Below are 21,932 nucleotides of genomic sequence, written 5' to 3' on the forward strand. Positions count from 1 at the left end.
TCCTACGCCCGGGCTGGGGTCGCCCCTTTCCTCACGCGGGTACGCGGGCCAGTTCACGCGCGGCACGCACGCGCTCGTCGCGCGCCTTCACCGCAGGTTCGGTTTCACGCAGGAGCGAATAGAGCGGAGCAGCGACGAAGATCGTCGAGTAGGCCGCAACAATCGTTCCGATGAAGATCGACAACGAAATGTCGGTGAGCGTCTCAGCGCCGAGCCAGAACGCACCGATGAAGAGAATCGCACCCGTGGGGAGGACCGCAACCACCGTCGTGTTGATCGACCGTACGAGAGTCTGATTCACCGCGAGGTTGACCGATTCTCCGAACGTCCGCCCCGAAACTTCGCCGTCTTCGGTCGTATTCTCTCGAATCTTGTCGAAGACGACCGTCGTGTCATAGAGCGCGTACGAGAGAATCGTCAAGAACCCGATGACGGCCGCAGGCGAGATCTCGAAGCCGAAGAGCGCGTAGATACCGATGGTGATGACCAGTACGTCGACGAGGCCGATGATCGCCGCAGCAGACATCTTCCAGGTGCGGAAGTACAGAGCCAGGATCAAGAAGGTCAGGGCGAGGAAGATCGCCAATCCCCACAGCGACTGCCGTGTGACGTCGGCACCCCAGCTGGGGCCGATGAACGAGGACGTGACTTCGCTTTCGGGAACGCCATAGGCCTCAGCGAGCGCCGCGCTGACTTCTTGGGTCTCTTCCGGGCTCAGCTGATCGGTCTGCACGCGGATGGCGGTGCCGCCGACGGTCGTCACCTTCGTGGTGGCGTCCGGGACGACGGATTGCACCGCGTCGGTTGCCACCGACTGGGTCGGGTTGGATAGCCCTGAAACGGTGAACTGCGATCCGCCGGTGAATTCGATCGAGAACTGCATCGGGCGCACCAACGGCACCAGTGCAGAGCCGATCACAAGTATCGCGGCGATGATGAACCACAGGCGGCGACGCCCCACGAAGGGGAAGGACGTCTTGCCGGTGTAGAGGTCGTTGCCGAGCTGGCTCATGGAACGCGCCATCAGAGCTCTCCCTCCTTGACCTTCGAGGTCGTTTTATCTCGGTCGGAGCCCGCAGCGTTGAGCTCTGCTTGCTTTCGCTCCGCGATTGTCTGCCTGCGGACCGCTTCGCCGTGAGCCTTGGAGATTCGTCGATCTGCGGCGGTCGAGCCCTTTGCGCTGACCGGCGCACGGAACTGCGCACGACCGCGATACACGGCACCGAGGGCGGCCGGGTCCATTCCGGAGAGCGGATGCCCCGACCCGAAGAACTTCGTGCGGGCAAGCAGCTGCATCACGGGGTGAGTGAACAGGATGAAGATAAACACGTCGATGACCGTGGTGAGACCGAGCGTGAACGCGAAACCCTTCACTGTCGCGTCCGCGAGGATGTAGAGCACGACGGCTGCCAGGATGTTGATCGACTTCGAGATGTAGATCGTGCGCTTGGCGCGATCCCACCCGTCCTCGACAGCGCCCGTGATCGACTTTCCGTCGCGGAGTTCGTCTCGTATTCGTTCGAAGTAGATGATGAACGAGTCAGCAGTGAATCCGATCGAGACGATCAGACCCGCCACACCTGCAAGCGACAAGCGGAAGCCCATGCGCCACGCGAGAATGCAGATGGCGAGGTAGGTGAGGACACCCATCACGATCAGCGATGCGATGATGACGAACCCGAGTGCGCGGTAAACGATCAGCGAGTAGATCGCGACGAGCGCCAGTCCGATGAGGCCTGCGATCAGACCGATCTGGAGCTGTTGCGAACCGAGGGTAGCCGAGATCGTGTCGGAGCTCACCACGGCGAAGCTCAACGGAAGCGCGCCGTACTTGAGCTGATCGGCGAGCGTCTTGGCGGTCTCTTGCGTGAAGCTTCCGGTGATGGACGGCTTGCCGTCGAGGATGACTCCGTTCATCGACGGAGCGGAGAGCACCGAGCCGTCGAGCACGAACGCGAACTGGTTCAGCGGCGGCTCGGCGCCGTAGAGGCGCTGGCTGATCTCACCGAAGGCGGTCGACCCCTCGCCGTCGAAGACGAGGTTGACGGCCCATCGTCCGTCGTTCTGCTGAAGACCGAAGGTGGCGTCGGAGATGGACGATCCGTCGAGTTCCACCGGGCCGAGGATGTACTTGTAGACGCCGTCGATGTCACACGTGATCAGCGGCTCATCAGCGGGCGCGTTGGCCGGATCATTGGCCGGGTCTGCGCAGTCATAGGCAAGGAACTCGGCCTGCAGTGCGGGGGTGATCCAGGCCGGGTCGCTGCCGTTCGTAGGGGCAGGCGAAGGCGTCGACTCCAGGGCGGGATCAGGAGTCGGGAAGGGAGTCTCTTGGCCATCCTCGCCGACGAACGTCGTGGCCGGGTTTCCGGCGTAGAGCACACCGCGCAGCTGCAATTGGGCAGAGGCTTCAATCCGGTCGCGTGTGGCTTGATCTGCCTGTCCGGGAATCTGGACGACGATGTTGCTGCCGCCCTCGGTGGTGACATCCGCTTCACCGACGCCCGAAGCATCCACGCGCTGACGGATGATGGTGACGGCCTGGTTCATCTGTTCCGTCGTGGGATCGACGCCGTCGGCCGTCTGTGCCTCGAGGATGATCTGCGTGCCGCCCTGAAGGTCAAGGGCGAGTTCAGGTGACCAGGAACTCTGGGGATTGCCATCGGCGTCCTTGAGGACGTACACGCCGAGCGCGTTGATGCCGAACAGGACTGCCGTGGTGATCAGAAGAGCGATCAGCGCACGCCAGGCATGCCGGACGGGGGTGGATGTCGCCACGATTCAGCTTTCTAAAGACGCCCAGGTGAGGGCGGAAGGTCAGGCCTTGGGCTTGGTGTCGGTTTCAACGTCGGGGTCGGACGCGTTGTGATCGGCCGCAGCCCGGTGCTGGTCATCGCTGATCGACGAGATCTCGCCGAGCGCGACTGCCTCGCCATACTCGTTGTGGCTCTCTTCCGCGGCGAGGAACTCGTCCTCGGTGACCGCGTCCTCGGTGGGGTTCACAATGCGCAGAATGGCCTGGCTGTGAACCTTGATCTCCACGCCGGGAGCGAGCTCGACGATGGCCGGCTGGTCGAGGTTGTCGGGATCGTACGAGACGATCGTGCCGTAAAGACCACCCTGCAGGAGGACTTCGGCGCCAGGAACGGTCTGACGTGCCTTGGCTTCCTGCTCGACCTTCTGCTTCTGCATCCGTCGACGGGAACTCCAGAACATGAAGCCCAACAGCGCAATGACAAGGATGATCAAGCCGTACTGCTCGAAGAAGATCGCGAGGTTCATGAAGTTGGGAGCACCTTTCGGATGAGGCGCGCACCAGGCGGCACTGCCTTGAGAAGGGGGGTGGGGCGAAAGCCTTCAGCGATTATAGGTCATCGAACCCTAGGACTGCCTCGGAGACCCCCATGCCCAGATGCGCGAATGCCTCCGGGGTCGCGATTCGGCCGCGCGGAGTGCGCCCCATGAACCCGATGCGGACGAGATACGGCTCAACCACAGATTCGATGGTTTCGGCTTCTTCGCCGACCGAGACCGCGAGCGTGCTGAGCCCCACTGGTCCCCCTCGAAAGCGCCGGATGAGAGCATCCAACACAGCACGATCGAGTCGGTCGAGACCGATGCGATCGACGTCGTAGAGGTCGAGGGCGGCATCCACCGTCTCGATGTCCGCCTCGGTTCCAGCGCCGTGGACGAGGGCGTAATCGCGGACACGACGAAGCAGCCTGTTCGCGATGCGGGGAGTGCCGCGGGAGCGCCGTCCGATCTCTGCCCGCGCCGCTGCGGGCATCCGCACACCGAGCATCGATGCCGACCGTTCGACGACGCGCTCCAGTTCGTGCGGTTCGTAGTACTCGAGGTGGGCGGTGAATCCGAATCGGTCACGCAGCGGGTTGGGCAAGAGACCCGAGCGCGTCGTGGCGCCGACCAAGGTGAAGGGCGCGAGGTCGAGCGGAATGCTCGTAGCTCCGGCGCCCTTGCCCACCATGATGTCGATGCGGAAGTCCTCCATCGCGAGGTACAGCATCTCTTCGGCCGCGCGCGCCATGCGGTGCACCTCGTCGATGAAGAGGACTTCTCCGGGAGTCAGGCTCGACAGCAGCGCCGCGAGGTCGCCCGCGTGCTGTATCGCAGGGCCGCTGGAGAGCCGCAGAGCTCTGCCGCTCTCGTGGGCGACGATCATCGCCAGCGTGGTCTTGCCGAGCCCTGGGGGGCCAGACAACAGAATGTGGTCAGGCGGACGCTGCTGCATTCGCGCAGCATCCAACAGCAACTGCAATTGGCCGCGAACTTTCTGCTGACCGACGAACTCAGCCAATGATGCAGGGCGGAGTGCTCCTTCGACGGCGAGTTCGATCTCGTCTATTGGTTCTGCCGCATCCCGAAAATCATCCACCGGCATGCTCCTTGCGGGCTGGACCGAGCAAAGCCAGCGACATTCGCAAGAGCGCGGGGACGGATGCGCGGTCGGAGTCCGATGCGCTTTCGGCGACGGATGCTACGGCCTCTGCCGCCGTGCGCTCCGTCCAGCCCAGACCGATGAGGGCTTGCAGCACCTGGGCGGCGGTATCTCGGGGCGGTGCCGTCGGTGCCGTCGCAGATCGCACCTGAGAGAGCTTGCCTGCCAATTGAACGACGATCAGCTTGGCGGTCTTCGGTCCGATTCCCGACACGCGGCGGAACGGTGCATCGTCGTCAGCATCGACGGCGTCGGCGATCTGGCCCACCGTGAGCGTGGCGAGGACACCGAGCGCTGATTTCGGACCGACGCCGGTGACGCCGATCAGCTGCGTGAAAACGGCGAGGTCGTCACGTGTCTCGAAGCCGAAGAGCGAGAGTGCGTCTTCACGAACAATGAGCGTGGTGTGAAGGAGTACCGAGGCACCGACGGGTGTTGCCCGCGCGAGTTGGGGTGTGATGGCGACATGTAGACCCACTCCGCCGACTTCGACCACGAGCGAGTCCGTATCGACGTGCACAGCGGTGCCGCGGACGGAGGAGATCATTCTCCGAGCCTAGGCGCGGCTTCGCAGATTTGTTCGAGCGACACGCTTACCGGCGGGCCGCGCGTTCCGCGCCCGCCCACGCCCGCTGGGCCGGTGTCATACTCGCCGTGCGAGGTGCGGCGCCCGGGGATGTCGTGCCCTCTCCTCGCCACGCGTGACACAGCGCGATCGCCAGTGCGTCCGCGGCATCAGCGGGTTGCGGCACCGCGTCGAGTCGGAGAATGCGCGCGACCATCTGTTGGACCTGGCGCTTGTCGGCGGCGCCGTACCCGGTGATCGCAGCTTTGATCTCGGTGGGCGTATGCGTTGCCGCAGGGAGACCGCTCTCTCCCGCGATCAGAAGAGCGACGCCGCTGGCCTGCGCCGTCCCCATGACCGAGTGTGTGTTGTGCTGAGCGAAGACGCGCTCCACAGCGACGACGTGTGGGCGGTGAGTGTCGATCACCGACCGAATTCCGGCGGCGATCAGGGCAAGTCGCTGTTCGATCGGCGCATGTGCATCTGAGCGGATGACGCCCACGTGCACAAGTGTGGCGGAGCGATCGGCCGCGACATCCACCACTCCCACGCCACAGCGAGTCAGCCCGGGGTCGACACCGAGCACACGCAGAACCGAGCGGGAAGCCACCCTCCCACGCTAGGCGGGTCGCTCACTCTCCAGGCACAGGCGCGCCAGGGGAAGCTCAGTCGTCGGCCTCGAGTTCGGCCTGAACTTCGGCGGTGAGATCGAAGTTGCTGAAGACGTTCTGCACGTCGTCGCTGTCTTCGAGCGCATCGATGATCCGGAAGACCTTGCGGGCGGTGTCGGCGTCGACCTCCACCTTCAGATTCGGAACGAACTCGACGTCGGCGGACTCGTAGTCAATGCCGGCATCCTGCAATGCCGTGCGTACAGTCACGAGATCGTGCGCCTCGGTGATGACCTCGAAACCTTGTGCGTGGGGCTCGACCTCTTCGGCACCAGCTTCGAGCACCGCAAGCATGACGTCGTCTTCGGTGGTGCCTTCGCCCGAAACGACGATCACTCCCTTGCGGGTGAAGTTGTAGGCGACGCTTCCCGGGTCGGCGAGGGTCGCACCGTTGCGGCTGAGCGCGGTGCGAACTTCGGCGGCGGCGCGGTTCTTGTTGTCGGTGAGGCACTCGACCATCAACGCCACACCGTTCGGGCCGTAAGCCTCGTACATGATCGAGATGTACTCGATGGCTTCGCCGCCGATGCCGGCGCCTCGCTTGACCGCGCGATCGATGTTGTCGTTCGGGACCGACGTCTTCTTCGCCTTTTGGATGGCGTCGTACAAGGTCGGGTTGCCTGCGAGGTCTGCACCGCCGAGTTTGGCTGCGACTTCGATGTTCTTGATGAGTTTGGCGAACGACTTGGCACGTCGCGAATCGATGATCGCCTTCTTGTGCTTGGTCGTCGCCCACTTGGAGTGGCCGGACATGCTCTCCAGTCTAAGGTCGCGACCTCAGAGCGCGAACTCGAAACCGAACCTCGAAGACAGGAGAGCGACGAGGTCGCGCGGCACCTTCGACAGGTACGCCGGGGCCGGCGTCAGGGTGTCGGTAGCGCCGACAAACGGGAAGTAGACCGGACCCTCGATCGACTCTTTGATCTCATCGCGGATGGCGACGATCTCACCGCCGATCCGACGCAGAGCAGATAGCGTGATCGGGTTCGCGAGGCGCACCGTATCGCTCACGGGCATACGCCAGTGCACGAGTGATTCTCCGCGGCGCGTCCTCTTCTCTTCTCCGAGCGGACCCAGCACTCTTCCCCAGGCGCCGATTCCCGCGGCTCCCATCGTCCGGTCCCACACGAACAGCGTGTCGCCCGGCTGGGTGAACCCGACGAGCTCGTGCGACCACTCGAATCGGCTCTCTCCACGCGCTTTGGGGGCCGTCAGTGCTTCACCGACGATTCCGCGAGAGGGCGCGATCATCCAATACCGCTCCTCGGGGTGATCGCGCCACCAGTCGTTGATCGTCATGCGAAAAACCTAGCCGGTGTGGGCCGTATCACCGGTGCTGTGCGACGGTGTCGAGAAAGAGTTGGTGGAACCGGTGCTCGCCGCTGACTTCGGGGTGGAACGCAGTCCCGATCAGTCGGCCCTGACGCACCGCGACGATGCGTCCATCCGCCAGTGTGGCGAGTGACTCGACGCCCTCTCCGATCTGCTCGACCAGCGGCGCTCGGATGAAGACCGCATGTACGGGGTCGGGCCCCAACACAGGGACGTCAAGGTCCGTCTCGAACGAGTCGACTTGGCCGCCGAAGGCGTTTCGGCGCACGGTGACGTCGAGCCCGCCGAAGGTCTGCTGACCCTCGATTCCGCCGGTGATGCGATCCGCCAAGAGAATGAGACCCGCGCACGTCCCGTAGACCGCGAGACCGTCGGCGATCGCCGCGCGGATCGGCTCGCGCATACCGAAGGCACGAGAGAGCTTGTCGATCACGCTGGACTCGCCGCCCGGGATTACCAGCCCTTCGACGTCGGCAAGTTCCTCCGGCCGCCGAACGACGGTGACGTCCGCGCCGAGATCGCTCAAGACGCGCAGGTGCTCACGAACGTCGCCCTGCAGCGCGAGTACGCCGACGCGTCGAGGTTCAACCACTCTGTGCCGCGCCCGGCGTTACCAGCCGCGCTCGGCGAGCCGGTGCGGTGCCGGAAGGTCGCTGACGTTGATGCCGACCATGGCCTCGCCGAGCCCACGCGAAACCTCTGCGACAACCTTGGGGTCATCGAAGAACGTCGTGGCCTTGACGATCGCCGCGGCACGCTCTGCCGGGTTGCCGGACTTGAAAATTCCCGAGCCGACGAAGACGCCGTCGGCGCCGAGCTGCATCATCATCGCGGCATCGGCCGGGGTCGCGACACCACCGGCGACGAACATGACGACCGGGAGCTTCCCCGTATCTGCGACCTCGGCGACGAGCTCGTATGGTGCCTGCAACTCCTTCGCCGCGACGTAAAGCTCGTCCTTCGTCATCGACGTGAGCCGGTTGATCTCGCGCGAGATGGTGCGGATGTGCTTCGTGGCTTCCGAGACGTCACCGGTGCCGGCCTCGCCCTTGGAGCGGATCATCGCTGCACCCTCGTTGATGCGGCGGAGGGCCTCGCCGAGGTTGGTGGCGCCGCAGACGAACGGGACCGTGAACTTCCACTTGTCGATGTGGTTGATGTAATCGGCAGGCGAGAGCACTTCGGACTCGTCGATGTAATCGACGCCGAGTTGCTGCAGAATCTGTGCCTCGACGAAGTGACCGATGCGAGCCTTGGCCATCACGGGGATCGAGACGGCCTCGATGATGCCGTCGATCATGTCGGGGTCACTCATGCGCGACACCCCACCCTGTGCGCGAATGTCGGCCGGAACCCGCTCGAGTGCCATGACGGCGACGGCGCCGGCATCCTCCGCGATCTTCGCCTGCTCGACGGTGACGACGTCCATGATGACGCCGCCCTTCAACATCTCCGCCAGGCCGCGCTTGACGCGGCCGGTGCCAACCTGGGGGGTGCTCTCAGTCATGCGTCAATTCTAAGTGGGCGGGATGCGGCCCATCGTTCTCCGTGTCGTCCAGCGTCACGGGGTGGAAGTGCCATCGCGTACGGTGCGCGGCGTGCTGGGATGGCGGGGTGGGATGATCGACCAGTGAAGATCCTCTCGATCCAGTCGGCGGTCGCCTACGGGCACGTCGGCAACTCCGCGGCCGTCTTTCCGCTCCAGCGCATCGGTGTGGAAGTGCTGCCCGTCTACACGGTGAACTTCTCCAACCACACCGGGTACGGTGCGTGGCGCGGACCGATGATCGATCCGGCCGACGTTCGCGAGGTGCTGACCGGCATCGAGGAGCGCGGAGTCTTCCCCGAGATCGATGTCATCCTGTCGGGCTACCAGGGTGGCGAAGGCATCGGCGAGGTCATCGTCGACGCCGTCGCACGGGTGAAAGCCGCCAACCCCGCGGCGAAGTACGCCTGTGACCCGGTGATGGGAAATGCGAAGTCCGGATGCTTCGTTGCCCCTGCGATCCCCGTCCTGCTGCGAGAGCGCGTCGTTCCGGTGGCGGACATCATCACCCCGAACCAGTTCGAGTTGGGGTTCCTCACCGGAACCGAACCCGACACGATCGCTTCCACGCTCGATTCCGTCGATGCTGCCCGGGCCATGGGCCCGCGAACGGTGCTCGTGACGAGTGTCGAGCGGCCCGACCGCGAACCCGACACGATCGAGATGCTTGTGGCGGACGACTCCGGCGCGTGGATCGTGCAGACGCCTCGGCTTCCGATAAAGGCTAACGGCTCGGGCGATGTGACCGCGGCGCTGTTCACCGCGCAATACGTCGCGACGAAAGATGCCCAGGTCGCACTCGAGCGCACGGCGTCGAGCGTGTTCGACCTGCTGGAGTACACGCACAACTCCGGCGAGCGTGAGCTTCAGCTGGTCGAGTCGCAAGAGGCTTACGCGCACCCCCGGATGCAGTTCACCGCCCGCCAGCTCCGCTGACTCTCGCCGCGATCGCGCGGCTGGTGTGCATAACTGCGGCTTCGCCCCCGACAGGCCGCGCATCGCGCCGCGGGAGCGGCGTGTTGCACGAGCAACCTGCGGTTGTGCGCGCAAACGCTGGGGAGTCAGGCGGGCCAGGCCTGCGCGACGGCCTCGCGGACCTCGCCCAACAGCTGCGGGAGCGCCTTGGTCTTCGCGATGATCGGGAAGAAGTTCGCGTCTGCGCGCCACCGCGGCACGATGTGCTGATGGAGGTGCTCGTCGACGCCGGCGCCGGCAACCGCGCCCTGATTCATGCCGATGTTGAAGCCGTCGCAACGTGAGACTGTCCGGAGTACGCGCATGCCGATCTGGGTGAGCACGCCAATCTCGGCGACCTCTTCGGGGGTTGCCTCGTCGTACTGTCCGATGTGCCGGTACGGGCACACCAAAAGGTGTCCGGAGTTGTACGGGAACAGGTTCAGCAGGACGTAGGCCGTGCGCCCGCGCGCAACGATCAGCCCTTCCGAGTCCGCTAGATCGGGCGCCGCGCAGAACGGACACGCATCGCGCAGGACCTGTGGGCCTGCCTGGATGTACGCCATCCGGTGCGGGGTCCACAGACGTTGGAACTCGTCCGGCACACCGGCCAAGCGCGACGCGTCGATGAGTTCTTCTTCGCTCACGCCAGGTCTACTGCCGTGTTCACGAGTGCGTGCGAGGCGATGACTTCGCGGATGCGGCGAACCGCGACCGCGATCGGCACACCGTTCTCCTGCGTGCCGTCTCGAAAGCGGAACGACACAGTCTTGCCCGAGCGGTCCTGCTCCCCCGCGATCAGCAGAATCGGAACCTTGCCGGTCGTGTGGTTACGGATCTTCTTCTGCATGCGCTCGTCGCTGTGGTCGAGTTCGGCGCGCACACCCTCGGCGCTCAGCGCGGCAACAACGTCGCCGAGATAGTCGGCGTACTCTTCGGCGACGGGGATGCCCACGACCTGCAAAGGCGCCAGCCACACGGGGAAGGCACCGGCGTAGTGCTCGAGCAGGATCGCGAAGAAGCGCTCGATCGAGCCGAAGAGCGCACGGTGGATCATGATCGGCCGCTTTTTCTGGCCGTCACGGTCGGTGAACTCCAGGTCGAAGCGCTCGGGCAGATTCACATCCACCTGAACGGTCGAGAGTTGCCACACTCGCCCGATCGCATCGCGCGTCTTGAGATCGATCTTCGGGCCGTAGAACGCAGCCTCACCCGGCACCTCGGTGTACTTCACGCCACTCGCCTGAGCGACGTTGCGCAGTGCCTGCGTCGAGTACTCCCAGAACTCGTCCGACCCGATCCACTTCGACTTCTCGTCGTCGCGCATCGACAGTTCGAGTTCGAAGTCATCGAGCCCGAAGTCGCGCAGCATTGACATGACGAACTCGAGCACGCGCATCGTTTCGGCCTCGAGCTGCTCGGGAGTGACGAACAGGTGCGAATCGTCCTGAGTGAAGCCTCGCACGCGCGTGAGACCGTGCAGCGCGCCCGAGAGCTCGTTGCGGTACACCGTGCCGTTCTCGGCAAGACGCATCGGAAGGTCGCGGTAGCTGCGGGCACGTTCCTTGTAGATCAGGATGTGCATCGGGCAGTTCATGGGCTTGAGGTAGTAATCCACCCCGGCCTTGGTGATCTCTCCGTGCTCGTCGCGTTCCTCATCCATGTGAATGGGCGGGAACATCCCCTCCTTGTACGTGACGAGGTGGTTCGAGGTCAGGAAGAGATCCTGCTTCGAGATGTGCGGCGTGTAGACGTAGGTGTAGCCGGCGGCGCGATGGCGACGCAGGGCGTGCTGCTCCATCTCTTGACGGACGATGCCGCCGCGCGGGTGCCAGACCGAGAGTCCCGAGCCGATCTCATCGGGGAACGAGAACAGGTCGAGCTCTTTGCCGAGCTTTCGGTGATCGCGCTTGGCCGCTTCGGCGAGGCGCTCCTGGTAGGCGCGAAGCTCGTCCTTCGTCGGCCACGCCGTGCCATAGATGCGCTGCAGTTGCGGGTTCTTCTCGCTCCCGCGCCAGTACGCCCCGGCGATGCGGGTGAGGTCCCAGCCGTTGCCGATCAGGCGCGTGCCGGGCACGTGGGGCCCGCGGCAGAGGTCTTTCCAGACCGTCTCGCCGTCGCGGTCTACGTTGTCGTAGATCGTGAGTTCCGCGCCGCCCACCTCGACGGACGCGCCTTCGGTCTTGTCTGCCCCTCCCTTGAGGCCGATGAGCTCGAGCTTGAACGGCTCGTCGGCGAGTTCGGTGCGGGCGTCGTCGTCGGAGATGACTCGGCGCACGAACCGTTGGTTCTCGCGGACGATCCGTTCCATCTCTTTCTTGATGGACTTGAGGTCATCGGGCGTGAAAGGTTCTTCCACGCCGAAGTCGTAGTAGAAGCCATTCTCTATCGGCGGCCCGATGCCGAGATTCGCCTGCGGGCGGATTCGCTGGACTGCTTGGGCGAGCACGTGCGCCGTCGAATGGCGCAGGATGCTGAGACCGTCCGGGCTGTCGACCGTCACGGGCTCGACAGCATCCGTCTCGTTCACCACCGTGGCGAGATCCTTGAGGTCTCCGTTCACGCGCAGCGCGACAACAGAGCGGGACGGAAAAAGTGCGAACCCGTCGGCGGGGTAGGTCACATCCGCGGGGATGGCAAGGTCAGTCACAGAAACTCCAGAAGAAGGCGTGGAATCAAATCTACCGTCGCGTGGGACACATCTGGAGCGAGCCGTCGATGAGCCGACCTCAGAAGTGCTTGAGCGCCTCGCGCCGGCTCAATGGACTCATATCGTGGGCCTCGACGTAGGCGCGCACCCAGTCTGGATCGACGCGCGCGTACTCGCGCAGAGACCAGCCGATCGCCTTACGGATGAAGAACTCGCGGTCGGAGAGGTTCGGATGGAGAAGATCTGCGAGCAGCTCACGATCCACGCGGTCCCGGCGACCGAGCTGCGAAATGATCGCGATGCGACGCATCCAGACGTCCTTGTCCGTGCTCCACTCCCGCACGATCTGAGCTGTCTCTTCCGGTTCGGCGTCGTGGAGTTCCGCGAGGCGATGCGCGAGATCGTCCGTGAAGTCCCACCACTGTCCGGAGCGCACCATGTGGTCGATCATCGGCAGCAGGGCGAGGTTGCCCCGCAACGGGCGCGTTCCGAGCACGGCAAGCGCCGCATATCGCTCTTCGCGGTGCGATGCCTCGTTCCACAGCTCGAGCGCAAGCGCGAGCAACTCCCCCGGATCCGCCGTGACCTTCGCTTCGACCCGCGCGATTCGCCGGACCTCGGGCAGCCGAACTCCCAGGAACGGCATGGCGGACTTCATGTACGCCTGCTGACCCGGTGCGAGTGCGGGGTTCGCCGAATCCCGCAGGGCTTCACGGATTGCTATCGCGAGCTCGGAGGCCATGCCGCGAGAATAGCGCCATGAACGCACGAAACCCCCGCCGGGGCGGGGGTTCATCTGTGCGCGATACTGGGATCGAACCAGTGACCTCTTCCGTGTCAGGGAAGCGCGCTACCGCTGCGCCAATCGCGCCCGTGAGGGCTGTTCAGTTGATGAGTGGAGGTGGCGACGGGATTCGAACCCGTGTAAACGGCTTTGCAGGCCGGTGCCTAGCCGCTCGGCCACGCCACCGTGTGTGGTTCGACCCACGTGTCGTAAATCTCTCCGGAGAGAGACCTCTGCACTCGAGCGGATGACGAGATTCGAACTCGCGACCCTAACCTTGGCAAGGTTATGCGCTACCACTGCGCTACATCCGCGTGCTCCCGAATTGCTCCGGGCGCTTGAATGACTTTAGCCGACGAATTGGCAAGCGCCAAACCGAGAGGGCCGTGCGCGTGTCCGGTGTTCTGCGTTCGGTCAGACCCGAGGCATCCGGTAGTATCGAGACTCGATCCGCGAGGATCGTTGGGCGATTGGCGCAGTTGGTAGCGCGCTTCCTTCACACGGAAGAGGTCATCAGTTCGAGTCTGGTATCGCCCACCACATTCTTCGTCAGAGCCAGCCACGTTCCTCGGCGAGCAGGGTCGCTTGTTGGCGTGTGCTGACCGCAAGCTTCGCGAGCACCGCGGAGATGTGGTTGCGCACTGTCCCCGGGGCGAGCGACAGCGTGCGCGCGATCTCACTCGTCGTCTCACCTCGGCGTCCCGCTCGGAGGACGTCCAACTCGCGATCCGTCAGCGGACAGCGTTCATCGCTGAGCGCGTCGGCCGCTACTTCAGGATCGACGTACCTCGCGCCGCCGGCTACGCGTCGAATGACCATAGCCACTTGGTCGGCTCCCCTCGATTTGGGGAGAAAGCCTGCGACACCAGACGCGAGTGCGCGGCGTAGCACTCCGGGGCGAGCGTGGCGGGTTACCACGATGCACCGGGTCGCAACGGCGCGGCGCAGCCGCTCGGCCACCTCCACCCCGTCGAGGTAGGGCATCTCGAGATCCAAGAGGCAGATGTCCGGCTTGAGTCTCGTAGCCTCGGCCAGCGCTTCGGCACCGTCCGCGCACTCGGCGACGACGTCGATGTCGTCCTCCAGACGGAGCAGCGCAGCGAGGGCGGATCGGATCATGGCTTCGTCGTCGGCAAGGAGCACGGTGATCACGGCGCGCCCTCCTGCTGATCTGGAACGGTGACGCTCAGCGCGAAGGTCTGCTTCTCGCGGCGAATGTCGAGCGATCCCCCGGCTTCCTCAGCGCGGCGCGCGATTCCTTCGAGTCCGGCGCCATCAGTGCTCGCGCTAGCCTCGCCGTCGCTGTCGTTCGAGATCTCGTAGCGCCAGCCGTTCGCGGTTCGCTCGAGGGCCAGGCGAGCCCAGCTACCGGCGCTCTGACGCAGGACGTTGGTTGTGGTCTCGCGGATGACCGGGCCCAAGACGTTCGCGGGGGCACGCGCCACGTCGCGGTCAACGGTGGCGTCGGCGGTGATCCCGGCGGCGCGCAGAAGATCCACGGCGTTCGCGAGCTCGTCGCGGAGCGGCACCGAGCGGAACTGTAGAGCGAGATCCCGTGTGCCCTGGCGGGCTTCGTCCACGCTGGCTCGTCCGGCTCGCAGCTGTTCTAGCGCGGCGTCGGGATCACGCGACATCAGTCGCTCCGCGAGCTCGAGCTGAAGCGCGATGACCTGGAGATGATGTCCCTGCAGGTCGTGCACGTCTGTGGCCACACGCAGGCGTTCCTGCGTTGCGGCGAGCCGCGCCTCGGACGCGCGGGCGCGATCCAGGGTGACCAGCACGTCCCACCACCACAGCGACACGACCGTCATCGCAGGTAGGGAGGTTGAGTAGAAGCCGAGGAGCCACCAGCTGGCACCGCCGTCGAGGTCCGCGGCACCCGCGAACGCTCCGCTTGCGTCGACGACCCAGAGCGCTCCCAGCAACACGGTGCCCGCCATCACCGCCCGCAGCCGCACACCCGGCTGCCAGTCCAGGAGCGACAGCGACTGCACCACGGGGAGGACCGCGATGAGCCAGATTCCCGTAGAGATCCCCGCTGCGACTCCGAAGGCCACCGCGATCGTGAGGGGCACGACCAGTCGGCGCCAACGCGCGAAGATGACGCCACCCGTGCGGTGCCGGTAATCGAGCAGAAGCGGGATGGTCGATGCGAACCACAGCAGTCCACCGAATGTGACAATCTGCACAGGTAACGCCGCAAAGCCGCCGCCGAAGAGCGTTCCCACCCAGACCGCCACAAGCATGATCTCGAAGAACATGATCGCGGTGAACGTGTACCACCACGTCGCCGTGATACCCCGAGTCAGGCGAAGCGCACCGCGCACGGCGACCTCGTCGGCGACGGAGGCGGGATCACGGACCATTCGTCCACCATATGGGCATGACAGATGTCATGGATCCGGCGGGTGAAGCGCCCGGAAACCGGTGACAATCGGACACTTCCCGACTCCCGCACGAGCAGGTGGACTGGGGTCATCCCACGCAGAGGTCACCGACATCTCTCGCCGACATCGACAGGAGCGATATGAACCTCATCGAAAACTTCCAGGATCTTGTGGCGCAAGTCCCCGAGATCGTCCAGCCGCTGATCGTCGCCTTGGCCGGCGCCATTCCGTTCATCGAAGGCGAGGGAGCCGCGACGATCGGCATCATCGGCGGAGTGCATCCGGTTGTCGCCGTCGTTGCCGCGATCATCGGCAATTTCGTGTGCGTCGCCGCGCTCGTGCTTCTCGGATCAGGTGCGCGCGAAGCTGTAGTTGCTCGACAGCGCGCGCGTGTTGCGGCAGGGTCCGGTGAGCTGATCGACTCGGAGCCGGGGCAGCCCGAGGTGTCGACCTCGACGCGATCACAGAAGTTCCAGCGGGCGTTTGAGCGCTACGGCGTGCCGGGAGTGAGCCTGCTCGGGCCGCTCTTGCTTCCCACGCAGTTCACGGCGACGATGCTGGCCGCAGCCGGCGTCGGCAAGGCCCGCATCCTGATCTGGCAGGCGATCGCGATCGTCGGGTGGACCACGATCGTCGCGATCCTCATCAGCGGTGTCGTCTACGCCGTCAATTGATCATGGGGTCGTAGCAGGGGTCGACCCATCGGGGCGACCCCTCTCTCAGGCGCTTGCCGACCAGCCGTAGCGTCGTTGTAGCGCGCCAGCCACCTTCACAAATCGATCGAGGTCGAGGGCGGATGCCTCGCGCCGCATGCCCTCGGCGTGCACGCTGTAGACCTGCTCGATGTCGATCCACGACGGCCGGCCCTGTGAGTCCCATGGGCCTGAGCCGATCGGCAGAAAGTCCCGGTCGCCTTCGTGTGCCTTGCTGGTCAGTCGCACGGCATAGACGCGGTCTGCGCTCTGGCGACCGATGACGAGCACGGGGCGGTCCTTACCTCGGCCGTCGTTCTCGGTGTAGGGCACCCAGGTCCACACGATCTCGCCCGCGTCGGGATCACCGTCGCGATTCGGCGCGTACGACATGACGAGCGCATCGCGCGCCGGAGGTCGTACTTCGATCGTCTCGGTCCCGCGAGTGCGCCCAGGCTCGTCGAGGACGCCCCCTGGTGCCTGCGGAGCAGACGCGACGCCCTTGCCGGCTGCCTGCCCGCGATTCGGGAAGAACATGCGGACAATCGCGCCGAGGATGCCCTGTTGCTGTGCCACACCGCTACCCTGCCACACGGCTCCAGGGCACACGAAAGGGCGCCGCAGGCCAGATGCGGCGCCCTTCCGAATGTGACGCGGAGTATTACGCCTTCGAGTCGGCGAGGACGTAGCCCTCTTCGCCGTGAACGATGGTGTCGATGCCCGCGATCTCGTCTTCGTTCTTGACACGGAAGCCGATCGTCTTCTCGATCGCGAAGCCGATGATGTAGGCCAGCACGAAGGAGTAGGCGAGGACTGCGAACGCTGCGATCGCCTGAACGAGCAGCTGCGTTCCGTCTCCACCGGTGAACAGGCCGGTGCCGGTGGCGAAGAAGCCCAGGTACAGCGTTCCGATGAGACCACCGACGAGGTGGATGCCCACGACGTCGAGCGAGTCGTCGAAGCCGAGCTTGAACTTCAGCTCGATCGCCAGGGCGCAGACCGCACCGGCGATGAAACCGAGCAGAATCGCCCAGCCGGGCGTCAGCGAAGCGCACGCCGGGGTGATCGCGACCAGACCGGCCACTGCGCCCGAAGCTGCACCGACCGAGGTCGGCTTGCCATCCTTGAACTTCTCGACGAGCAACCATGCCAGCAGTGCGGCGGCGGGAGCGGCGATCGTGTTGACGAACGCGAGAGCTGCGACACCGTCAGCGGCGAGCTCAGAGCCCGCGTTGAAGCCGAACCAGCCGAACCACAGCAGGCCGGCACCCAGGAGGACGAACGGCGGGTTGTGAGGGACGTGGACGCCCTTCTGGAAACCGACGCGCTTGCCCAGGACGAGCGCGAGGGCCAGAGCCGCCGCACCCGCGTTGATGTGAACGGCGGTACCACCGGCGAAGTCGATCGCGCCGAGACCGAAGGTCTCCTGCATGCCGTAGGTGATCCATCCGCCGTACGCGAAGCTGCCGTCATCGGCCAGGCCGAAGTTGAAGACCCAGCTCGCGACCGGGAAGTAGACGATCGTGGCCCAGATGGCGGCGAAGATCATCCACGAGCCGAACTTGGCCCGGTCGGCGATCGCGCCCGAAACGAGCGCAACGGTGATGATGGCGAACGTGGCTTGGAAGGCGACGAAGGCGAGCGGCGGGTAGGCCGCTCCCTCAGGCACCTCGAGCAGGCTCGTCAGGCCGATGGCCGATCCATCGATCGACCACGGGAAGACGACGCCTTCCGCGCCGGGGAATGCGATGGCGTAGCCGTAGACGACCCAGAGGACGCCGATGAGCCCCATGGCTCCGAAGCTGAGCATCATCATGCTGATCACGCTCTTGGCCTTGACCAGGCCGCCGTAGAAGAACGCCAATCCAGGCGTCATCAGCAGCACAAGCGCCGCGCATATCAGGATGAATGCTGTATTTCCTTGATCCATCTCGGAGAAAACCTCTCTGCAGTGACGCCAGAGCGCGTCGGGTTCCCCCAGTGTCACCAGTCGCGGTTTCCGGTGCGGTCAGAGTCGTGTTTCGGGTCGGTTACGCGATGCCCCCCCGCGTAAACATCACGTTTCGTCCAAGCGGGAGCGCGCCGCGAATGACTCCAGCCACGGTGCGGAGATCATCACGCGAGAGTAGAGGCGACCAATCGCGAGGTCGCGCGCAGGTACTTCTTGCGGTACCCGCCGGCCAGCATTTCTTCGGGGAACACCGCATCCAGCGATACTCCGGTCGCACGAATCGGCAGCTGCGCGTCATAGACCCGGTCGATGAACGCGACGAATCTCAGGGCCGCCGACTGGTCGGTGAACGGCACCACATCGCGCAGACCCACGGTCGAGAGACCCTCGATCAATCGGATATAGCGAGAGGGGTGCACCTGCGCGAGGTGAGCCACGAGAGCAGAGAAGTCGTCATCCGATACGAGACCTGTGCGCGCAGCATCCGCAATCGTCGCCTCGTACTCGGCGGGCGCAAGTGCGGCGGCGTGCCCGTCGACCGCGCGCTGGCGGTAGTCGGTGCCGTCGATCCGGAGGGTTTCGAAGCTTGCCGACATCGCATGGATCTCGCGCAGAAAGTCTTGCGCGGCGAATCGTCCCTCGCCGAGGGCGTTCGGTGGGGTGTTGGAGGTGGCGGCGAGCCGGGTGCCCGAGGCGACGAGCTCGGCGAGGAGTCGCGTCATCACCATCGTGTCGCCGGGATCATCGAGTTCGAACTCGTCGATGCAGAGCAGGTCGGCCCCGCGAAAGAGGTCGACGGTGTTCTTGTAGCCCAGAGCACCGACCAGGGCCGTGTACTCGATGAACGATCCGAAGTACTTTCTGCGTGCCGGGAGTGCGTGATAGATCGCGGCCAAGAGGTGAGTCTTGCCCACACCGAAGCCGCCGTCGAGATAGACACCGGGCTTGACCTCGGGGGCACGCTTGGTCCGGCGAAACAACCCGCCTTTCGCTTCAGCCGGGCCTACGCCGCTGAAGATCATCAGCGCGTCCTTTGCCTCCTGCTGAGAGGGGAAGGCAGGGTCGGCGCGATAGGTGTCGAACCTGGCGTCAGCGAACTGGGGTGGAGGGGTGAGCGCCGCGACCATCTCCGCGCCACTGAGTTGCGGGGTGAGGGCAGTCAGATGAACGATGCCGGTCTGAGTCGCGGGCGCTGCCATGGTGATCTTTTTCGTGCCCGATCCTGTGTCGTCCCTTTACCGAGGGAATGCGCTCCCCCTGCGCGGGACTTAAGGTCAAGAGGGACGGTTCCACCCTACCGCCGTCCCCCCATTCCACCCCGACCCGAGGAGCCCCCGATGCCCGTCGAACTCGACACGTCATCCCCCAAGTTCGCTGAGTACTCCGAGCCCGGTCGCCTGGTCACCGGGGAATGGCTGCAGGCTCGCCTCGGAACCCCCGGTCTTGTCGTCGTCGAATCCGACGAAGACGTGCTGCTGTACGAAACCGGTCACATCCCCGGCGCCGTCAAGGTCGACTGGCACACCGAGTTGAACGACCCCGTCGTGCGCGATTACGTCGACGGTGCGGGCTTCGCCGAACTTCTGAGCCGCAAGGGCATCAGCCGCGATGACACGGTCGTCATCTACGGCGACAAGAACAACTGGTGGGCCGCCTACGCCCTGTGGGTCTTCTCTCTCTTCGGGCACGAAGACGTGCGACTGCTCGACGGCGGCCGCGACGCGTGGATCGCCCAGGGGCGTCCGATGACGACGGATGCCTCGACCCCGGCGCCGACCGACTATCCCGTCGTCGAGCGCAACGACACCCTGTTGCGGGCGTACAGGGACGACGTTCTCGTGCACCTTGGCAACCCGCTGATCGATGTCCGATCCCCCGAGGAGTACAACGGCACGCGCACCACGGCGCCGGCGTACCCCGAAGAGGGTGCCCTTCGCGCGGGGCACATTCCGTCCGCGCAGAGCGTGCCGTGGGGCCGGGCGGTAGCCGAGGACGGCGGATTCAAGACCCGCGCGGAACTCGACGCCATCTACCGCGGCGAAGCCGGACTGAGCGACGGTGACGAAATCGTCGCCTACTGCCGCATCGGCGAGCGCTCGAGCCACACGTGGTTCGTCCTGCGCCATCTGCTCGGGTTCGACACGGTGCGCAACTATGACGGCTCGTGGACCGAGTGGGGCAGCGCGGTGCGTGTTCCCATCGTGACCGGCGACGAGCCCGGCGAAATTTCCGCGCGCTGACGCGAGAGTGAGCATGGAAGAGTTGATCAGGTGACCGAGACGATCCTTCCGGCGAAGCTCGCCGAGATTCGCGACGAGTTCCTGGAGCTACCCGAGACCGATCGCCTGCAGTTGCTTCTGGAATTCTCATACGAATTGCCCCCCGTGCCTGCCGAGTATGAGGATCACCCTGAGCTCCGAGAACGTGTCGTGGAGTGCCAGTCGCCGGTCTACATCATCGTCGACGTCGATGACGGCGATCGCGTGGCGATGTACGCCACGGCTCCCGCCGAAGCGCCGACGACCCGAGGGTTCGCGAGCATTCTGGCGCAGGGTATTCACGGACTGAGCGCCGACGAGGTTCTGAGCATCCCGGATGACTTTCCGCAGACCATCGGCCTCACCCGCGCGGTGTCGCCGTTGCGGATCTCAGGGATGACCGGGATGCTCATGCGCACGAAACGTCAGGTGCGCGCCAAGCGGGCGTGACGGCAGAAGCGCGTCAGACGTTCGTGAGGTCTCGAGCTTCGAGCCACGAGCGGATGCTGCTGCTCCAGCGTTCCTGGTCGTAATTCCAGAGCTTCGTATGGCGGGCGACCTCGAAGACCTGCAGCTCCACCAGATCGGGTCTCGCGACTACCAGGTCGTGTGAGGCGGTCGACGGCACGAAGCCATCGTCATCGCTGTGCAGGATGAGGATCGGGTGACGCAGTTCATCGGCCCGGGCGACCACATCGAGTCGGTCGAACGGGATCGCTGTGCTCGCGCCGGTCACCGTGGTGGCCCACTCGCTTTGCAACGCGCCCATCGCCAGTCCGCTGACAGCGGCGGGGACCCGCAGCATCCGTGCCTGGTAGTCGAGCACCACTCGCCAGTCGATCACGGGTGACTCAAGGATCACGCCGGCGATCGAAGCGCGGTGCGCGGAGTTGAGCGCGAGCTGCAGAGCGATCGCGCCGCCCATCGACCACCCCATGAGGATGATGCGCCGCGCGCCGCGACGCCGGGCGAAGCCGACGGCGGCGTCCACGTCACGCCACTCGGTTGCTCCTAGCGTGTAGGTGCCGCTTCGGCTGCGGGGGGCCTCGCCGTCGTTGCGGTACGAGACCAGAAGAGACGTGATCCCCAACGCCTGAAACACCGGCACGGCCCGAAGGCACTCCGAGCGCGTTGTTCCGCGACCGTGCACCTGAATGACCCAGACGTCGCTCGTGCCTCCGCTCGCCGGGAACAGCCATGCGGGGCAGGGTCCGACACCCGACCCGATCAGCTCGGGCGAGTACGGCAGGTGAAGCTCTTCGGGGCGGATGTAGTACCAGCCGCTGAAGGTGGCCTCGGCGCCCAGATGGCCGTCAGTGCCCACCTCGGTGAGCAGCTTGCGCTTCACGCTCGTGGCGTCCTGGGCGAGCACGGAACCGAGTTTGAGATACGAGGAGGTTCCTGTGGTGAAGAGTCCGTACCGACCCGGAAGCTCGGTATCGGGTGTCCGGCTCAGCGTGATCGTCTGCGCAGATGTGTCGAGCGCCATGATGCGGGTATCGGGAACCCGGACAGCGGGGGTCACGACTTTGCGGGCCATACGCACGGAACCGAGTGCGAGGAGCGACAGAGCGCCCGCCAATCCGAGGCTCAGCAGAGTGAGTGCCGTGCGAACGGCACCAATGAAAGCGGGAGATGCGGCGGGTATCGCGGCGCGCCTGGAGAAGTCCATCGAGGCATCACTTT

The 21,932-nt window shown here is 65.0% G+C and carries 23 protein-coding genes and 4 tRNA genes; 5 read left to right on the top strand and 22 right to left on the bottom strand.

The genetic code is table 11. From position 1 onward, the window contains the following. Positions 1–31: 31 nt before the first annotated feature. The 10 genes from secF to pdxS all read right to left on the bottom strand — a co-directional run bounded on the left by secF (position 32) and on the right by pdxS (position 8,531). On the bottom strand, positions 32–1,024 hold the full coding sequence (gene secF / locus LG299_RS01580; RefSeq protein ID WP_404432881.1) for a protein translocase subunit SecF: 993 nt from the start codon (positions 1,022–1,024) through the stop codon (positions 32–34). Next, positions 1,024–2,778: a protein translocase subunit SecD gene (gene secD / locus LG299_RS01585; RefSeq protein WP_404432883.1), complete on the bottom strand. Its 1,755-nt coding sequence runs from the start codon at positions 2,776–2,778 to the stop codon at positions 1,024–1,026. Before secD ends, secF begins: the two co-directional genes overlap by 1 nt. A gap of 39 nt (positions 2,779–2,817) precedes the next feature. Further along, positions 2,818–3,282, bottom strand: a complete 465-nt coding sequence (yajC, locus tag LG299_RS01590; protein ID WP_404432885.1) for a preprotein translocase subunit YajC — start codon at positions 3,280–3,282, stop codon at positions 2,818–2,820. A gap of 82 nt (positions 3,283–3,364) precedes the next feature. Beyond that, the gene (ruvB, locus tag LG299_RS01595) at positions 3,365–4,399 is read right to left on the bottom strand and encodes a Holliday junction branch migration DNA helicase RuvB (RefSeq protein ID WP_404432887.1); all 1,035 of its coding nucleotides are present in this window, start codon (positions 4,397–4,399) and stop codon (positions 3,365–3,367) included. Further along, on the bottom strand, positions 4,386–5,003 hold the full coding sequence (gene ruvA, locus LG299_RS01600) for a Holliday junction branch migration protein RuvA (RefSeq protein ID WP_404432889.1): 618 nt from the start codon (positions 5,001–5,003) through the stop codon (positions 4,386–4,388). The genes ruvB and ruvA overlap by 14 nt, the downstream gene beginning before the upstream one ends. 46 nt (positions 5,004–5,049) lie before the next feature. Next, positions 5,050–5,631, bottom strand: a complete 582-nt coding sequence (ruvC, locus tag LG299_RS01605) for a crossover junction endodeoxyribonuclease RuvC (RefSeq protein ID WP_404432891.1) — start codon at positions 5,629–5,631, stop codon at positions 5,050–5,052. 55 nt (positions 5,632–5,686) lie between these two features. Continuing rightward, positions 5,687–6,445: a YebC/PmpR family DNA-binding transcriptional regulator gene (locus LG299_RS01610; RefSeq protein WP_404432893.1), complete on the bottom strand. Its 759-nt coding sequence runs from the start codon at positions 6,443–6,445 to the stop codon at positions 5,687–5,689. A 24-nt stretch (positions 6,446–6,469) separates the two neighbouring features. Then, positions 6,470–6,991, bottom strand: a complete 522-nt coding sequence (locus LG299_RS01615; RefSeq protein ID WP_404432895.1) for a hypothetical protein — start codon at positions 6,989–6,991, stop codon at positions 6,470–6,472. Between the two features lie 28 nt (positions 6,992–7,019). Next, entirely contained in the window at positions 7,020–7,616 is a 597-nt protein-coding gene (gene pdxT / locus LG299_RS01620; protein ID WP_404432897.1) for a pyridoxal 5'-phosphate synthase glutaminase subunit PdxT, read from the bottom strand. Between the two features lie 18 nt (positions 7,617–7,634). Then, on the bottom strand, positions 7,635–8,531 hold the full coding sequence (gene pdxS / locus LG299_RS01625; protein ID WP_404432899.1) for a pyridoxal 5'-phosphate synthase lyase subunit PdxS: 897 nt from the start codon (positions 8,529–8,531) through the stop codon (positions 7,635–7,637). Between the two features lie 123 nt (positions 8,532–8,654). On the opposite strand from pdxS, the gene pdxY reads away from it, so the two are divergent. Further along, a complete protein-coding gene (gene pdxY / locus LG299_RS01630) occupies positions 8,655–9,506 on the top strand; it encodes a pyridoxal kinase PdxY (protein ID WP_404432901.1) in 852 nt (283 codons plus the stop codon). A 125-nt stretch (positions 9,507–9,631) separates the two neighbouring features. Here pdxY and LG299_RS01635 read toward each other — a convergent pair whose 3' ends face one another. The 6 genes from LG299_RS01635 to LG299_RS01660 form a co-directional block, all read right to left on the bottom strand. Beyond that, positions 9,632–10,171 carry an HIT family protein gene (locus LG299_RS01635; RefSeq protein WP_404432903.1) on the bottom strand — a complete coding sequence of 180 codons (540 nt, stop codon included), beginning with the start codon at positions 10,169–10,171 and terminating at the stop codon, positions 9,632–9,634. Next, positions 10,168–12,174 carry a threonine--tRNA ligase gene (thrS, locus tag LG299_RS01640; RefSeq protein WP_404432905.1) on the bottom strand — a complete coding sequence of 669 codons (2,007 nt, stop codon included), beginning with the start codon at positions 12,172–12,174 and terminating at the stop codon, positions 10,168–10,170. Before thrS ends, LG299_RS01635 begins: the two co-directional genes overlap by 4 nt. 79 nt (positions 12,175–12,253) lie before the next feature. Then, the gene (locus LG299_RS01645) at positions 12,254–12,916 is read right to left on the bottom strand and encodes a DNA alkylation repair protein (RefSeq protein ID WP_404432907.1); all 663 of its coding nucleotides are present in this window, start codon (positions 12,914–12,916) and stop codon (positions 12,254–12,256) included. 57 nt (positions 12,917–12,973) lie between these two features. Next, positions 12,974–13,045 (bottom strand) — tRNA-Val (locus LG299_RS01650). A gap of 25 nt (positions 13,046–13,070) precedes the next feature. Continuing rightward, a tRNA-Cys gene (locus LG299_RS01655) sits at positions 13,071–13,144 on the bottom strand. A 56-nt stretch (positions 13,145–13,200) separates the two neighbouring features. After that, positions 13,201–13,272 (bottom strand) — tRNA-Gly (locus LG299_RS01660). 150 nt (positions 13,273–13,422) lie between these two features. Between LG299_RS01660 and LG299_RS01665 the strand changes: the two genes are divergently transcribed. Continuing rightward, positions 13,423–13,498: transfer RNA gene (locus LG299_RS01665), tRNA-Val, on the top strand. Between the two features lie 9 nt (positions 13,499–13,507). On the opposite strand, the gene LG299_RS01670 is transcribed toward LG299_RS01665, so the two are convergent. Next, on the bottom strand, positions 13,508–14,110 hold the full coding sequence (locus LG299_RS01670; RefSeq protein WP_404432909.1) for a response regulator: 603 nt from the start codon (positions 14,108–14,110) through the stop codon (positions 13,508–13,510). Then, positions 14,107–15,324 carry a sensor histidine kinase gene (locus LG299_RS01675; protein WP_404432911.1) on the bottom strand — a complete coding sequence of 406 codons (1,218 nt, stop codon included), beginning with the start codon at positions 15,322–15,324 and terminating at the stop codon, positions 14,107–14,109. The genes LG299_RS01670 and LG299_RS01675 overlap by 4 nt, the downstream gene beginning before the upstream one ends. Before the next feature lie 161 nt (positions 15,325–15,485). On the opposite strand from LG299_RS01675, the gene LG299_RS01680 reads away from it, so the two are divergent. Beyond that, complete coding sequence (locus LG299_RS01680; protein ID WP_404432913.1) at positions 15,486–16,019, top strand: small multidrug efflux protein; 534 nt, start codon at positions 15,486–15,488, stop codon at positions 16,017–16,019. 45 nt (positions 16,020–16,064) lie between these two features. On the opposite strand, the gene LG299_RS01685 is transcribed toward LG299_RS01680, so the two are convergent. The 3 genes from LG299_RS01685 to zapE form a co-directional block, all read right to left on the bottom strand. After that, positions 16,065–16,613, bottom strand: a complete 549-nt coding sequence (locus LG299_RS01685; RefSeq protein WP_404432915.1) for a type II toxin-antitoxin system PemK/MazF family toxin — start codon at positions 16,611–16,613, stop codon at positions 16,065–16,067. An 85-nt stretch (positions 16,614–16,698) separates the two neighbouring features. Next, complete coding sequence (locus tag LG299_RS01690; protein ID WP_404432917.1) at positions 16,699–17,967, bottom strand: ammonium transporter; 1,269 nt, start codon at positions 17,965–17,967, stop codon at positions 16,699–16,701. A gap of 185 nt (positions 17,968–18,152) precedes the next feature. Beyond that, positions 18,153–19,187, bottom strand: coding sequence for a cell division protein ZapE (gene zapE, locus LG299_RS01695; protein ID WP_404432919.1), 1,035 nt, complete (start codon positions 19,185–19,187; stop codon positions 18,153–18,155). Positions 19,188–19,325: 138 nt separating this feature from the next. Between zapE and LG299_RS01700 the strand changes: the two genes are divergently transcribed. Both LG299_RS01700 and LG299_RS01705 read left to right on the top strand, forming a co-directional pair. Beyond that, on the top strand, positions 19,326–20,228 hold the full coding sequence (locus tag LG299_RS01700; RefSeq protein WP_404432921.1) for a sulfurtransferase: 903 nt from the start codon (positions 19,326–19,328) through the stop codon (positions 20,226–20,228). Positions 20,229–20,258: 30 nt separating this feature from the next. After that, positions 20,259–20,696: a SufE family protein gene (locus LG299_RS01705; RefSeq protein ID WP_404432923.1), complete on the top strand. Its 438-nt coding sequence runs from the start codon at positions 20,259–20,261 to the stop codon at positions 20,694–20,696. 13 nt (positions 20,697–20,709) lie between these two features. Here LG299_RS01705 and LG299_RS01710 read toward each other — a convergent pair whose 3' ends face one another. Further along, complete coding sequence (locus LG299_RS01710) at positions 20,710–21,918, bottom strand: alpha/beta hydrolase family protein (RefSeq protein ID WP_404432925.1); 1,209 nt, start codon at positions 21,916–21,918, stop codon at positions 20,710–20,712. Positions 21,919–21,932 lie beyond the last annotated feature (14 nt).

Source organism: Microbacterium lacus (assembly GCF_044794305.1).
GTDB lineage: Bacteria > Actinomycetota > Actinomycetes > Actinomycetales > Microbacteriaceae > Microbacterium > Microbacterium lacus_B.

What these genes read in the sequence shown, in the direction of transcription:
- secF (WP_404432881.1), bottom strand. Translation starts at nt 1,024, where the DNA reads ATGGCGCGTTCCATGAGCCAGCTCGGCAACGACCTCTACACCGGCAAG.
- yajC (WP_404432885.1), bottom strand. Translation starts at nt 3,282, where the DNA reads ATGAACCTCGCGATCTTCTTCGAGCAGTACGGCTTGATCATCCTTGTC.
- ruvB (WP_404432887.1), bottom strand. Translation starts at nt 4,399, where the DNA reads ATGCCGGTGGATGATTTTCGGGATGCGGCAGAACCAATAGACGAGATC.
- ruvA (WP_404432889.1), bottom strand. Translation starts at nt 5,003, where the DNA reads ATGATCTCCTCCGTCCGCGGCACCGCTGTGCACGTCGATACGGACTCG.
- LG299_RS01610 (WP_404432893.1), bottom strand. Translation starts at nt 6,445, where the DNA reads ATGTCCGGCCACTCCAAGTGGGCGACGACCAAGCACAAGAAGGCGATC.
- LG299_RS01615 (WP_404432895.1), bottom strand. Translation starts at nt 6,991, where the DNA reads ATGACGATCAACGACTGGTGGCGCGATCACCCCGAGGAGCGGTATTGG.
- pdxS (WP_404432899.1), bottom strand. Translation starts at nt 8,531, where the DNA reads ATGACTGAGAGCACCCCCCAGGTTGGCACCGGCCGCGTCAAGCGCGGC.
- LG299_RS01645 (WP_404432907.1), bottom strand. Translation starts at nt 12,916, where the DNA reads ATGGCCTCCGAGCTCGCGATAGCAATCCGTGAAGCCCTGCGGGATTCG.
- LG299_RS01675 (WP_404432911.1), bottom strand. Translation starts at nt 15,324, where the DNA reads ATGGTCCGTGATCCCGCCTCCGTCGCCGACGAGGTCGCCGTGCGCGGT.
- LG299_RS01680 (WP_404432913.1), top strand. Translation starts at nt 15,486, where the DNA reads ATGAACCTCATCGAAAACTTCCAGGATCTTGTGGCGCAAGTCCCCGAG.
- LG299_RS01690 (WP_404432917.1), bottom strand. Translation starts at nt 17,967, where the DNA reads ATGGATCAAGGAAATACAGCATTCATCCTGATATGCGCGGCGCTTGTG.
- zapE (WP_404432919.1), bottom strand. Translation starts at nt 19,187, where the DNA reads ATGGCAGCGCCCGCGACTCAGACCGGCATCGTTCATCTGACTGCCCTC.
- LG299_RS01700 (WP_404432921.1), top strand. Translation starts at nt 19,326, where the DNA reads ATGCCCGTCGAACTCGACACGTCATCCCCCAAGTTCGCTGAGTACTCC.
- LG299_RS01710 (WP_404432925.1), bottom strand. Translation starts at nt 21,918, where the DNA reads ATGGACTTCTCCAGGCGCGCCGCGATACCCGCCGCATCTCCCGCTTTC.